13 protein-coding genes are annotated in these 13,448 nt (G+C 66.4%); 7 read left to right on the forward strand and 6 right to left on the reverse strand.

Annotated elements, in window-relative coordinates:
• Positions 1–69: 69 nt before the first annotated feature.
• On the reverse strand, positions 70–1,077 hold the full coding sequence (locus G6N43_RS22300; RefSeq protein WP_083150350.1) for a dihydrodipicolinate synthase family protein: 1,008 nt from the start codon (positions 1,075–1,077) through the stop codon (positions 70–72).
• Between the two features lie 11 nt (positions 1,078–1,088).
• The gene (locus tag G6N43_RS22305; RefSeq protein WP_083150349.1) at positions 1,089–1,886 is read right to left on the reverse strand and encodes an SDR family NAD(P)-dependent oxidoreductase; all 798 of its coding nucleotides are present in this window, start codon (positions 1,884–1,886) and stop codon (positions 1,089–1,091) included.
• Positions 1,887–2,075: 189 nt separating this feature from the next.
• On the opposite strand from G6N43_RS22305, the gene G6N43_RS22310 reads away from it, so the two are divergent.
• Positions 2,076–2,807, forward strand: a complete 732-nt coding sequence (locus G6N43_RS22310; protein WP_083150443.1) for a TetR/AcrR family transcriptional regulator C-terminal domain-containing protein — start codon at positions 2,076–2,078, stop codon at positions 2,805–2,807.
• A gap of 61 nt (positions 2,808–2,868) precedes the next feature.
• Here G6N43_RS22310 and G6N43_RS22315 read toward each other — a convergent pair whose 3' ends face one another.
• The 4 genes from G6N43_RS22315 to G6N43_RS22330 all read right to left on the reverse strand — a co-directional run bounded on the left by G6N43_RS22315 (position 2,869) and on the right by G6N43_RS22330 (position 6,427).
• Complete coding sequence (locus G6N43_RS22315) at positions 2,869–4,044, reverse strand: thiolase family protein (protein ID WP_083150348.1); 1,176 nt, start codon at positions 4,042–4,044, stop codon at positions 2,869–2,871.
• Positions 4,045–4,123: 79 nt separating this feature from the next.
• Positions 4,124–4,996 carry an enoyl-CoA hydratase/isomerase family protein gene (locus G6N43_RS22320; protein WP_083150347.1) on the reverse strand — a complete coding sequence of 291 codons (873 nt, stop codon included), beginning with the start codon at positions 4,994–4,996 and terminating at the stop codon, positions 4,124–4,126.
• A gap of 10 nt (positions 4,997–5,006) precedes the next feature.
• Entirely contained in the window at positions 5,007–5,774 is a 768-nt protein-coding gene (locus tag G6N43_RS22325; protein WP_083150346.1) for a FadR/GntR family transcriptional regulator, read from the reverse strand.
• Positions 5,774–6,427, reverse strand: a complete 654-nt coding sequence (locus G6N43_RS22330; protein WP_083150345.1) for a hotdog family protein — start codon at positions 6,425–6,427, stop codon at positions 5,774–5,776. The genes G6N43_RS22325 and G6N43_RS22330 overlap by 1 nt, the downstream gene beginning before the upstream one ends.
• A gap of 111 nt (positions 6,428–6,538) precedes the next feature.
• Here G6N43_RS22330 and G6N43_RS22335 point away from each other — a divergent pair, with 111 nt between their 5' ends.
• From G6N43_RS22335 to G6N43_RS22360, 6 genes are read left to right on the forward strand one after another with little or no spacing between them, the layout of a single operon-like run.
• Entirely contained in the window at positions 6,539–7,333 is a 795-nt protein-coding gene (locus tag G6N43_RS22335) for an enoyl-CoA hydratase/isomerase family protein (RefSeq protein ID WP_083150344.1), read from the forward strand.
• Between the two features lie 23 nt (positions 7,334–7,356).
• Entirely contained in the window at positions 7,357–8,160 is an 804-nt protein-coding gene (locus G6N43_RS22340; protein WP_083150343.1) for an enoyl-CoA hydratase/isomerase family protein, read from the forward strand.
• A complete protein-coding gene (locus tag G6N43_RS22345; protein ID WP_083150442.1) occupies positions 8,157–8,948 on the forward strand; it encodes an enoyl-CoA hydratase/isomerase family protein in 792 nt (263 codons plus the stop codon). Before G6N43_RS22340 ends, G6N43_RS22345 begins: the two co-directional genes overlap by 4 nt.
• Positions 8,948–10,408 (forward strand): class I adenylate-forming enzyme family protein, encoded by a 1,461-nt coding sequence (locus G6N43_RS22350; RefSeq protein WP_083150342.1) that lies wholly within the window; start codon positions 8,948–8,950, stop codon positions 10,406–10,408. The genes G6N43_RS22345 and G6N43_RS22350 overlap by 1 nt, the downstream gene beginning before the upstream one ends.
• On the forward strand, positions 10,401–11,912 hold the full coding sequence (locus tag G6N43_RS22355) for a class I adenylate-forming enzyme family protein (RefSeq protein WP_083150341.1): 1,512 nt from the start codon (positions 10,401–10,403) through the stop codon (positions 11,910–11,912). Before G6N43_RS22350 ends, G6N43_RS22355 begins: the two co-directional genes overlap by 8 nt.
• Positions 11,905–13,395, forward strand: a complete 1,491-nt coding sequence (locus G6N43_RS22360) for a class I adenylate-forming enzyme family protein (protein ID WP_083150340.1) — start codon at positions 11,905–11,907, stop codon at positions 13,393–13,395. Before G6N43_RS22355 ends, G6N43_RS22360 begins: the two co-directional genes overlap by 8 nt.
• Positions 13,396–13,448 lie beyond the last annotated feature (53 nt).

Raw genomic sequence — 13,448 nt, forward strand, 5'->3', positions numbered from 1 at the left:
GGCATTCGAACTGGATGTATGTCCATACTGTACACCTATCGGTAGCGTCTTCCGCAACCGTCCGGCGGCTCAGGCGCCGACCAGTCCGTACCGCCGGTACGCTGCGTCGATGGTGTCTTTCGCCTCCTGCGGCAGCTCGGCCTGCGGAGGCCGCGAATGGGGATACGACCCGATGGGCAGTCCGAGCACCGATGCCGCGTACTTGAACGCGCCGCCCCAGTGGGTGAAATAGTCGGCCCGGCCCGGATAGCACGTGAACCACGAGCGTATGTCGACGCCGAACTGGTCCATGCCGGACTTCTCGGCGTAGTCCATCGCCTCGGACAGCTTGTCGCTCCAGATGAGCTCCCAGTACTCGGAGAGCACCGGGTGTTGCGGAGTCTCGTACAGGTAGCCCGACGTGCCGAGTTGCGCGGGCCCGACGATGCCCGCACGTAGCCAGCCGGCGCGGTAGACCGTCGTATCGCATTCCCAGATCGTCAGATCGGGTGCGAGGTCGTGCAGCAGGCGGCTGGCCATGGGCCGGAACGCGCCCTCTTTCGTGGCGCACACCGCCGGGACCTCTTCGTAGATCCGCGCGCTCTCCGCGGGCGTCAACACGTATCCCGACGACGGCGAGTTGAACATTCCCAGCGCGATATCGGTGCGCTCGGCGACGTACTTGAAGAACTTCAGGACGCCTTCTCCGCCATGAGCTTCCATCATCGGCGTCTGGATGTAGACGATGTCGGCTCCCGCCTCTTGGGCGTGCAGCGTCAGTTCCAGACAGTCCTTCGCCGACATGGCGGCGGTGCAGGCCTGCACCACGACGTTGGGATCGGCGGCGCGGCCCTCCTCGATTGCGACCTCCAGCAACCGCTTACGCTCATCCATGGTCAACGACCAGAACTCTGCGATACCGCTGGTGCACCAGAGCATCGGGTGATGCAGCTCGCCGACGCAGTAGCGCACCAACGTTCGGTAGGCGTCCCAGTCGATGTCGTCGCCGTCGTTGCCGCAGAACGGCGTGTACAGGGAGTTGCCGATGCCGCGCAGGTTGGTCCGGGCCCACTCGCGCGCCTCTTTGGCCGTCGCCACTGCCGCCTCCTCTAAGTGAAGTCGCTACCGCCGTCGACATTGATGTTGGCACCGGTCATGTACGAATTTCGCCGAGACGCGAGAAACGCTACGACGGGGCCCATTTCGTCGGGCAGGCCCGCGCGTGGGAGATGCGCGGGATGCCCGAAGTGCTCGTCGATGGCCGACATCAACGCGTAGGGATCGTTGCCGTCCACGCCGACCGTTGCCGCCCACCCAATGAGCGCCTCCGACGCGATGCTGCCCGGCGAGACGACGTTGACCATGATCTCGTCCTTGGCGAGGACCAGCGACAGGTTCTTCGAGATGCTCGTCAGAGCCGCCTTGGCGGCGGTGTAGGCGGGCAGGATCGCACTCTGACGTTGCGTCGAGTGAGCGGAGAAGTTGACGATGCGGGCCCACTCGGCTTTTCGCAGCAGCGGCAACGCGGACCGCACGCAGCGCACCATGCCCAGCACGCCGTCGTCGAACGCGGCGCGCCACTGCTCGTCGGTGAGATCCTCGAAGCCGCCGACGGACCCGGGCCCGACCGCATTGATGAGGATGTTGAGCTCACCGCCCCACCGCGCGCCCAATTCGTCGAACACCCGCTGAACCTGGTCGGCGTCCGTGGTGTCGGCCACGAGCCCGAGCGCGTCAGGGCTGCCCCGCTCGGCCAAATCCGTTGCGGCAGCCTCGAGTACGTCCGCGGTTCGGCCGACGACGGCCACGCGCGCACCGTCCTCGGCGAGGCAGCGGGCAGAAGCCAGCCCCATGCCACGGCCACCCCCGACGACAACGGCCGCCGCATCCTTCAATCCGAGATCCACTGTGCGCCCTCCATCAGGATCGCGTTCCTTCGCTTCTCCCGCTAGAAACACTTACTATAGGTCTTACAGTAAAGAACTGAAACGGTGGACACCGCACCGGTCGAATGGCGACACACCTGCGAAGATGCAGATCAGCGTGCAATTGCCGGTACATTCAAGCCACCAGTCGATTTGATGGAGGTGCCAACCGTGGCTAGGCAGGCGACCGCCGAGAAGCGCCCACGGCGCGAACGGGGGTCCATCAATCCCGACGACATCATCAAGGGCGCCTTCGACCTGGCCGAAGAGGTGGGCATCGACAACCTGTCCATGCCGCTGCTCGGTAAGCACCTCGGGGTCGGCGTGACCAGCATCTACTGGTACTTCCGCAAGAAGGACGACCTGCTCAATGCGATGACCGACCGGGCACTGCGCCAGTACGTGTTCGCCACGCCCTACGTCGAGGCGAAAGACTGGCGCGAGACGCTGCGCAACCACGCCCGCTCGATGCGAAAGACGTTCCTGGGTAACCCGATTCTGTCCGATCTGATTCTCATTCGGTCAGCGCTGAGCCCGCGTGCGGCGCGGGTCGGGGTGCAGGAGGTCGAGAAGGCGATCGCCAGCCTGACGGAGGCGGGCCTGTCGCCCGAGGACGCGTTCGACACGTATTCCGCGGTGTCGGTGCACGTCCGCGGTTCGGTGGTGCTTGAGCGGCTTCGCGAGAAGAACCGGGCGGCCAACGAGGGGCCGAGCGATATCGACGAGGCGATGGCGATCGACAGCGAGTCGACGCCGTTGCTCGCGCTGGTCACCGAGAAGGGCCATCACCTGGGCGCGGCCGACGAGAAGAACTTCGAGTTCGGTCTCGAGTGCATTCTCGACCACGCCGAGCGGCTGATCGAAGACGCGAGGAGCGCCAAGAAGCCGACGCGCAAGCGCTGAATTCCAGCGATTTGTGTGCGTTTCGGAGCGCTCACCGCTCCTCGATGTACACAAATCGTGGTTAAACCTCGACGACGACCGCGCCGCCCTGGCCGCCGCCGGCGCACATCGCGGCGACGCCGATACCGCCACCGCGCCGCTGCAGCTCGTAGAGCAGCGTCGTCACCATACGGGCGCCCGACGCGGCGATGGGATGGCCGAGGCTGCAGCCGCTTCCGGAGAAGTTGACCAACTCCTCGTCCAGGCCGTACTCGCGGCAGGCCGCGATCGGCACCGACGCGAACGCCTCGTTGATCTCCCACAGCGCGACATCCGACGGCTTCAGGCCGGCACGGTCGAGCACCTTGCCGATCACCTTCACCGCGCCCAGACCGCAGTCGCGAGCCGGGACACCCGCTGCCGCCCAGGCCTTCACCGTGCCCATCACTGACAGGTTGTTGGCCTCGGCGTAGGCCCGCTCGACGAGCGCGACGCCCGCCGCGGCGTCGTTGGTGCCGCTGCTGTTGCCCGCGGTGATCGAGAAGCCCTCGATCTCGGGGTGCAGGACCTTCAGTCCGGCCAGCTTCTCGACGGTGGTGTCGCGGCGCGGATGCTCATCGACGCTGAAGTCCACGACCGATCCGTCGAACTGCTGGATCTTCATCGGGATGATCTCGTCGAGGAACTTGCCTGCGTCCTGTGCGGCGACGGCCCGCTGGTGCGACCGCGCCGCCCACTCGTCCATCTCCTCGCGGGTGATGCCGACCGCCTGCGCGGTGTTCCAGCCGACCGTGATCGACATGTCCTTGGAGGGCGCGTCGGGGGTCTCGACGTGCGTGGGCGGCATCCACCGCTCCTCGAACTTCAGCTCAGGGCCGGGAATCCGCCAGTTCGTCAGTGGCGTCATCGACAGCGATTGGACGCCGCCCGCGATCAGGACCCGCTCCATACCCGAGCCGATCTGCGCGGCCGCGTTGCCGATCGCGGTCAGGCTGCCGGCGCAGTGTCTGTTCACCGACTGCCCCGGAACGTGGTGCAGCCCCGCGGCGTCAGCGGCGTAACGCGCGAGATCGCCGCCGCCGTAATGTGATTCGGCGAAGATGATGTCGTCGATGTCGGCGGGGTCCACACCCGACCGGCGGACCACCTCGGGAAGCACAGTGGTGATCAGTGTTTCGGGCGGGGTGTTGACCAAGGTGCCCTTGAAGGAACGGCCGATCGCCGTCCTGGCTGCACCGACAATGACGGGTGTTGACATGGTTTCGACCTCGGGTTTCGGCTTGGCTGACTTTACAAAAGTAGCAGAGAATGTTTCGTTCCCAGAAGGGTGAGCGTACTCACTCCGGCTCGGGCACGAAGAAGTGTTCGTCACGCAGCCGGAACGCCTCCTTGGTGCCGTGCTGGGCGCGGGTCTTGACGAAGTTGAATTCACCCGGGGCGAACTGCAGGTTCGTCCCGTACGCGTGAAACAGGTAGCTGGCCACTTCCTCGCCCTGATACGCCTGGCTCTGCTCGACGAGCCGGAACGCCTCCTTGGCGATGACGACGCCGTCGGCGGGCATCTTCGCGGCCTTCTCCGCCCAGTACCGCGCCCGCGCGGTGACCGATCCCGGGTCGCAGGTGTCGGTGAACACGCCGAGGTGTTCGACGTCCCCGGCTTCGATGATGTCGCCGGTCAGCAGCAGCCGTCGCGCCAGCACGGGACCGAGCCGGTGGAAGAACATGTGCAGACTGCCCAGCGCGGGGCCGAGGAACCGGGTCGCGGGCATGCCGATCTTCGTATTGCGGCCGATCACGGATATGTCGGTCATCAACGCCATCTCGAAGCCACCACCGAGCGCATAGCCGCTGATCTCGCCGACCGTGACCTTCGGGAAGCCCATGAAATTGTGGTAGAAGCTGAACGACTTGCGGTCGACGGTCAGGCGACGACGCTGACTGGGCCGCCGTTTGGCCTCGGGCGCATCCTTGTCGCCGTACCAGCCGTACGCGTTGTTCATATCGGCACCGGTGCTGAACACGCCCTCGGCACCGCGCAGCAGTACCACGGTGAGATCGTCGTCCTCGGCCACCTGGTCGAGGTAGCGGCCGACGGTTTCGCGCATCGCCGCGTCGTAGGAGTTGCGCTGGCTCGGGTTGTTCAGCGTGATCGTGGCGATGCGCTTGTCACGATCGATGTCGTAAAGCACCCGGTCATCGGTGGTGGTCATCGCAAGTCCTTCACTCGACATTCGAAATCAGTTTGGCCTCAATGGTTTTGTCCGCTCCCACGGCGAGTGTGTTGCGCCGCGCGACGGCCAGGTGGTCCTTCGCCAGTTTGACCGCACGAGCCTCGTTGCCGTCGCGGATGGCGTCCAGCAGCCGTTGGTGATCGCGCAGCGCGGCCCGCATGGTCTTGTGCTCCATCGGATCACCTTCGTCGCTCCACACCGACGACTCGTGTGCCGACCAGATCAACTCCAACGAGCCGATCAGCAGAATCATCGGTTCGTTGCCGCATCGCGACACGATCGCCTCGTGGAACCGGCGGGCGTTGGGCACGTATCTCGACAGGTTGTCGAATTGCTCTGTCTGCGTTTTGATCTCCGCTTCGAGATAGGGGACGACCTCGGTCATCCGATCCTCGCGGGCTGCGCACATGCCTGCACAGATCGGCTCCAGATGCATCAACGCCAGGCTGACGTCGGCGGGTTTGGCCGATCGTGTCTGCAACACCATGCTGATCATGTGTGCGGTGCGCTCGGCCGAGGGCGGGTGGACGATCGCGCCGCCCATGTTGCCGCGACGCACCGAAATCAACCCGTCGGTCTCAAGGATGTGGATGGCCTCGCGCAGTGCCGGCGGGCTGACGCCGAACTCCGCGAGCAGGACGTCCTGTGACGGCAGCACGTCGCCTTCCTTGATGCGGCCGGACAGGATCTGGTCGCGCAGCCGCGACGCCACGATCTCGGCGACGCGTGGCTGACGAATCCGCTGCACGCTGGTCATCAGCCGGTCGCTCTCCGGTGACCGAAGTCGAAGACGCTCAGTTTGTCGGGTGACGAGGCGGCCGTGCTGAATTCGCCGATGCACAACACCTCGTCGCCGAGCAGCAGACGTGCCGTCGATGTGACCCGACCGTCGGCTTCGGCGCGAACGACGTCGAATGCGAGCTCGACCAGAACCGGGGTGGGCCGGCGGAAGGTGACCGTCAGCGAGCGGGTCTTGCCGGTGCGTCCCGATGCGCAGCTCTGATGTTGGGTGATGCAGTCGAAGAACACCGCCAGGAAGCCACCGTTGACCAACCCCGGCGGGCCCTCGTAGACGACGGGGAACGTGACGCGGCCGGATGCGGTGTCGGAGTCGAGGTGGTCGAACGTGTACTCGGGGAAGCACGGATTGTAGGCACCGACGTTGAAGGCGTGGTCCAGATACACCCGCTGGGAATCGGTGCTCTGCGGGCCTATACGCGGCGTGGGGTCAGGCGGCGCAGCGGGCGCCAGTTGCCGCTCCCATTCGGCGGTCTGGTCGACGATGGCATCGACGGTCGGATGCTCGTGCTCCAACGACAGCAGCAGCCCGGTCAGTCGCCGCAGCGCCCCGGCGGCGGCCACTGTCTGCGGCAGCGGTTGCTCACCGAATCGGGGTGTGCCCTCGGCCATGAGTCCCCTTTCGCCCAGTGGCGGTTCCGTCGAGGCGCTTTCCTTGCTAACTTGTACAAGATAGCAATACTGTATCCCTAACCGTATAGCGAGGGAAGTGCGGAGGCAACGGTGGCTGACGATGGGGCGGTGACGACCTCGCGCGTGGATGGCGTTTTGCACGTGAGGTTCGAGCGGCCGTCCCGGCGCAACTCGTTGAGCCCGTCCATGGTGAAGGCATTCGTCGACACGCTGACCGAGGCAGCCAGTGACGATTCACTCCGAGCGGTCCATATCCGCGGTGCGGGAAGCGATTTCTGTGCGGGCGTCGACTGGTCGAGCAACCCCAGCGCCGAGCGTCCCCGTACCGGTGATCTCGTACGTCGTGTCCCGCACGGCTCGCACCGCGTGATCGAACTCGTCCACACCATCCAGCTGCCTGTCGTGTGCAGCGTGCGTGGCTGGGCCGCGGGACTCGGCTGCAACCTCGCGCTCGCCGCCGATTTCACTGTGGCAGCGTCAGATTCGGTGTTCTGGGAACCGTTCCTCGACCGGGGATTCAGCCCGGACTCGGGTTCGACATGGCTGCTGCCCCGGCTGGTCGGGCTGGCGCGGGCCAAGAGCATGCTGCTGCTCGGCGAGAAGGTCAGCGGACCAGACGCCGCGGACTGGGGCCTGATCCACCGATGTGTGGGCGACGACGAACTCGACGACGTCGCCGCGGAACTGGTGGCGCGGCTGGCCTCCGGGCCCACCGTCGCCATCGGACTCGCCAAGCAGGCCATTCACTACGGACAACACGCGACGCTGCCACAGTCGATGAACCAGGAACTGTTCAACCTGGAGTTGTCGTCGCGTACGAAGGATTTCAAGGAAGGACTCGCGGCGTTCCGCGAGAAGCGCACGCCGGATTTCGGTGGCCGGTGACCCGGACGGAAGAGGACCAAACCATGTCATACAACGACATCACCTACGAGGTCGACGGGCACAAGGCCACGATCACGCTGAACCGGCCCAACGCACTCAATGCGCTCAGCCCCGCGATGATCTCCGAACTTCGCACCGCGTACGACGAGGCGGAGAACGATGACAACGTCTGGATCCTGATCGTGACTGGAACCGGTCGCGCGTTCTGCACCGGCGCCGACGTCGGCGAGATTCCCGAGGACGGCAGGGTTATCTATGAACGGCCGTACCTGACCACCTACGATCAGTGGGAGGCGCCGCAGGAGGGCACACCGCCGTTTCGTCGCATGGCGAAGCCCGTGCTGACGGCGGTCAACGGGTTGTGCTGCGGCGCCGGACTCGACTGGATCACCACCGGCGATATCGCGATCGCGTCGGAGAAGGCCACGTTCTTCGACCCGCACGTGAGCATCGGCCTGGTGGCGGGCCGTGAGATGGTGCGGTTGGCCCGCGTGCTCCCCCGCAACATCGCGCTGCGGATGGCGCTGATGGGTAAGCACGAACGGATGAGCGCGCAACGGGCCTACGAGCTCGGCATGATCAGCGAGGTCGTCGAGCACGACAAGCTCCTCGAACGCGCCCACGAGATCGCCGACATCGTGAACTCCAATGCACCGCTGGCGGTTCGGGGTACTCGCCTGGCCATCCACAAGACGCTCGACCTGCCGCTGCACGAAGCCGAGATCCTGGCCGAGACCTTCCGCGAACGCGTGGTCCGCACCGAGGACGCCGACGAGGGCCCGAAGGCGTTCATGGAAAAGCGCGCCCCGAACTGGCAGTGCCGATGACCGCGCCGGCCTTCGAGACGATCCTGCTCGACGTGGACGCGGCCGACCACGTCGCCACCATCACGCTGAACCGGCCGGATTCCCTCAACTCCTTCAACAGGACGATGTGCGAGGAGATGGCCAAAGCGTGGCGGACGGTCAAACTCGACGACTCGGTCCACGCCGTGGTGGTGCGCGCCGCCGGCGAGCGGGCATTTTCCGCGGGTCTCGATATCAAATCGCCCTACGGTCAACCCGAGAACGTCTGGAACCACGAGGATCCCGGCGAATACCTCAGCCCCAAGTGGCAGAAGATGTGGAAACCCGTTGTGTGCGCCGTGCAGGGCATGTGCACCGCGGGCGCCTTCTATTTCGTCAACGAGTCCGACGTCGTCATCTGCAGCGAGGACGCGACGTTCTTCGACTCCCACGTCAGCGCCGGTCTGGTCTGCGCGCTGGAGCCGATCGGCCTGATGCGCCGGGTGGGCTTGGGCGAGACGCTACGAATCGCGTTGATGGGCAACGACGAACGTGTCAGCGCCGAGACCGCACGACAGATCGGCCTGGTGACCGAAGTCGTTCCCGCGGAACGCCTCTGGGCGCGTGCCCACGAGATCGCAGCATCGATCGCGGCCAAACCGCCGTCGGCGACACAGGGCACCGTCAAGGCGATCTGGGAGTCGCTGGACAAACCCTATCGGGCGGCGATGGAGCAGAACCTGATCTACACAAGGTTGGGAAACCCGATCGGACAGGCCGAACTCGCCGAGCGCTCCCCCAGCGGCAGGCCGACCCCGAGGCTGCGTTGATGACCGGACATGCCCTCAGCCGCCGTGTCCGTACCGTCCTCGAGCTACGCCCCGACGGGCCCGGTGTGGAATACGAGGGTCAGTGGGTGACGTGGGGTGAGATCGCCGCACTGGCGGGGCGCATCGAGTCGCTCGACGTGACAGGGCGCCAGGTGGGGATCCTGTTGCGTAACACGCCGACTCACGTCGCGACCTTCCTCGGCGTGCTGATGGGTGGCGGCACGGTCGTCGTCATCAACCCGTCCCGCGGCGACGATCGCATCAGGGCCGACATCGAGTCGCTGCGCCTGCCGGTGGTCATCGGCACCGGCGAGGATCTGGCGACGCTGGTGTCGCCTGCGCCGCACACGACCACCGTGGCGATCGGCGCCCTGGCCGACGTGCCCGACGTCAGCGCGGCGTCGGAGCACGACCCGGACGCCGGGCGCCCCGGAGTGGCGGTGCGCATGCTGACCAGCGGCACGACCGGCCCGCCCAAGAGAATTGACCTCACCTACGACATGCTGGCACGCAGCGTGATCGGCACCGACTTCGACGGGGCCCCGTCCCCTACCGAACCGCGGCGCGGGGTCGCGATCGTCAACGCTCCCCTGGTGCACATCGGCGGCGTGTTCCGTGTCCTTCAATGTGTCTGTGAAGCGCGATCATTCGCGCTACTGGATCGATTTGAGCTTGATCGGTGGGCCGATGCCGTGCGCAGGCACCGTCCCCAGGCGGTGTCGTTGGTGCCCGCGGCGCTGCGGACAGTGCTGCACTCCGACCTGACCCGCGACGATCTGCACAGCATCCGCGCGGTGACCTCGGGGACGGCACCCCTGTCCGCTGACGATGCCGACGCGTTCACCGAGAAGTTCGGCATACCGGTCCTCACGTCATATGCCGCAACGGAGTTCGGTGGCGGCGTCGCCGGCTGGACGCTGCGTGATTATCAGCAGTACTGGCAGAGCAAGCGGGGAAGCGTTGGCAGGGCCACGCTGGGCGCACAGCTGCGCGTCGTCGACGACAACGGCACGCCTGTCGGCGTGAATCAGCCGGGACTGCTCGAGGTCAAGCCCGGCCAGCTCGGGCCCGGCGGGGAGTGGTTGCGCACCACCGACATGGCGCGCATCGATGAGGACGGATTCCTCTGGATCCTCGGCCGCGCCGATCAGGCGATCATCCGGGGCGGCTTCAAGGTGATGCCCGACGATGTGCGCACGGCGCTGGAGAGCCACCCGGCGGTGCGGGGCGCCGCAGTCGTGGGCCGGCCCGACCCGCGGCTCGGCGAGACACCCGTGGCCATGGTCGAACTACGGGCGCCGGTCGAGGCGGACACGCTGCTCGACCACCTCCGAACGCGCTTGGCCGGATACGAGATTCCCACCGACATCGCGGTCGTGGACGCCATTCCGCGGACACCGTCCGGAAAGGCCGATCTGACCGCCGTCCGCGCTCATTTCACCTCCGTCGAACATGCCTGACACCGTCGCCGACGTCCTGCGTGGTCAGGCACGCCGTCGCGGCGGCCATCCGCTGCTGATATGCGACGGCGACAGGCTCAGCTACGCCGAGGCGGACCGCCGCTCCGCGCGCCTGGCTCGTGGACTCCTCGCTCTCGGTGCGGGCAAGGGCACGCACGTCGGGGTGCTGTATCCGAACGGCGCCGACTGGATCGTCGCGATGCTGGCCGCCGCGCGGATCGGCGCCGTCGTCGTCCCGGTGTCGACGTTCGCCACCGCACCCGAGATGGCGACGCAGCTCGCCCACGCCGACGTCCAGATCCTGCTGGCCGCAGCGGCATACCGGGGCCACGACTACCGGCAGCGGCTGGCCGACATCGACAAGTCGGCCCTTCCGCTGCTGCGGCACGTGTTGGTCGAAACCACGCCTGAGGACATCGTCGACGAGGCCCTGCTCGAGGCGATGGAGGCCGATGTCGATGCGTCGGACGTGTTGGCGATCATCTACACGTCGGGGTCGACCAGCGCCCCCAAGGGCGTCGTGCACACGCACGCGTCGCTGCTCGAACACCAGCGCGTACTCAACGAGATCCGCGGCCTGACCCAAGACGACAAGTTGTTCTGCAACTCCCCCTTCTTCTGGGTGGGCGGTGTGGCGTTCGCGATACTGGCCTGCCTGCTCGCCGGTGCAACGCTGGTGTGTTCGAACGCCGTCGATCCGGCCGACACGCTCGACCTGCTCGAAGCCGAGAAGCCGACCATGACCAACGGATTCGTCGCGGGCATCGCGCATCTGGCCCGTCATCCCAGCCTCGCGCACCGCGATCTGTCATCCATGCGCCGCGGCAACCTGTACCCGATCATGGCGCCCGAGGTCCGGCCCGCCGATCCCGAACTGCGGCACGGCATGCTCGGCATGACGGAGGCCGGCAGCGTCGTCACGATCAGCGATGACGAGACCGATCAACCCGAACATCGGCGCGGGTCATTCGGCAAGCCGGCGCCGGGTTTCGAGACCGCGATCGTCGACCCCGACACCGGTGAGACCGCCGAGATCGGCCAGGTCGGCGAACTGTGTCTGCGAGGCCCGTTCCTGATGCAGCGCTACTACAAGCGCAGCCGCGAGGAGTGCTTCGACGCCAACGGCTGGTTCCACACAGGCGATCTCGTACGCACCGATGCCGACGGCTTCGTGTACTTCATCAGTCGTCAGGGCGCAATGATCAAGACCGCCGGCGCGAACGTCGCGCCTGCGGAGGTGGAGAAGGCTATCGCCAAGGTCTCCGGCCTGGTGTCACACGTCGTCGGCCTGCCCGACCCCGAGCGCGGGCAGGTGGTGGCCGCGGTCGTCGTGCTCGACGACGGCGCCGCCTTCGACGAGGCCGACCTGCGGGAGCGACTCAGGACCGAGCTGTCCGCCTACAAGATTCCCCGTCGCTTCGCCGCCATCGCCAGTTCCGATGTTCCCCTGATGTCCAGCGGCAAGATCGACTTCCCGCGTCTGACAAAGGTGTTCGATGCCTGACACGATCAACGAACTGGTGCGGCAGCACGCGGCGCACAATGCCGACAAGCCGATGGTGATCGACCCCGACATCAGGATGACCTACGCCGAATTGGACGTGGCGACCCGCGATCTTGCGGCGGCATTCGTGGCCGCGGGTGTCACGAAAAGCACCCGCGTCGGGCTGATCATGCCGAACAGTGTGGAGTGGGTGCGGATAGCGATCGCGCTGACCCGTATCGGGGCCGTGCTGGTGCCGTTGAGCACGCTGCTGCAGGCACCCGAACTCGTCGCCCAGTTGCGCGTCGCCTCCGTCCAATACCTGATCGCGGTGCAGGAGTTCCGCGGCCACCGCTACCTCGACGACGTCGCGGCAGAACGGTCGAACCTTCCTGCGCTGCGCGATGTGTGGGACGCGGCAGCGCTGCCCCGGAGCACGGGTGGTGACGTGGTCGACGCGATGATGGGAACAGTCACCCCGAGCGACACGCTGGCGATCATGTTCACGTCGGGCAGCAGCGGTCCGCCGAAGGGTGTGATCCATTCGCATGGCAATGCGCTGGGCGCGGTGCGGTCGGGGCTGGCGGCGCGCTGTATCGACGCCGACACCAGGTTGTATCTACCGATGCCGTTCTTCTGGGTGGGCGGATTCGGCAGCGGTGTGCTGTCGGCGCTGCTGGCCGGAGCCACATTGGTGACCGAGCAGATACCTCGACCGGAGACGACGCTGCGGCTGCTCGAGCGTGAGCGCGTCACCCTGTTCCGCGGGTGGCCCGACCAGGCGGAGGCGCTCGCACGCCAAACCGATTCCGTGGCAGCCGATCTGTCGTCGTTGCGACCGGGCAGCCTCGAGGCGCTGTTGCCCGCCGAGCAGCGATCCGAGCCCGGCGCACGGGCACGGCTGTTCGGGATGACCGAGTCGTTCGGCCCGTACTGCGGCTATCCAGCCGACACCGACATGCCGCGGTCGGCGTGGGGCAGCTGCGGAAAACCGTTCGACGGCATGGAGGTTCGCATCGTCGACACCGATACCGGCACCCCCGTCGCACCCGGCACGATCGGTGAGATCCAGATCCGCGGACCCCACGTCATGCGGGGGATCTGTCGCCGCAGCCGCGAAGACGTGTTCACCACCGACGGCTTCTACCCCACCGGCGACCTCGGCCACCTTGATGATGACGGCTTCATGTTCTATCACGGTCGCTCCGACGACATGTTCAAGGTCAGCGGCGCGACGGTGTATCCGAGTGAGGTCGAAACGGCGCTACGCACGATCGACGGCGTCGACGGCGCCTTCGTGACCGAGGTGTCCGGAGCCGTCGGCGCTGCCGTGATCTCCGCGTTGGCGGTCGACGAGCTGCGCGCCGCGGCGCGTCAGCGGCTCAGCGCGTTCAAGGTCCCGACGGTGTGGCTCACCGTCGACTCCGACGACGCGATTCCGCGTAAAGCGACAGGCAAGGTCGACGTCCGCGCACTGCGCGACCTCTTGCGCGAGCAGACGTGAAACCCCCCTTTTCTGGGTCGAAAATGGGGGGTTTCGCGTCTGCTCGCGAGAGT

It is taken from the genome of Mycolicibacterium moriokaense, assembly GCF_010726085.1.
Taxonomy (GTDB): Bacteria; Actinomycetota; Actinomycetes; order Mycobacteriales; family Mycobacteriaceae; genus Mycobacterium; species Mycobacterium moriokaense.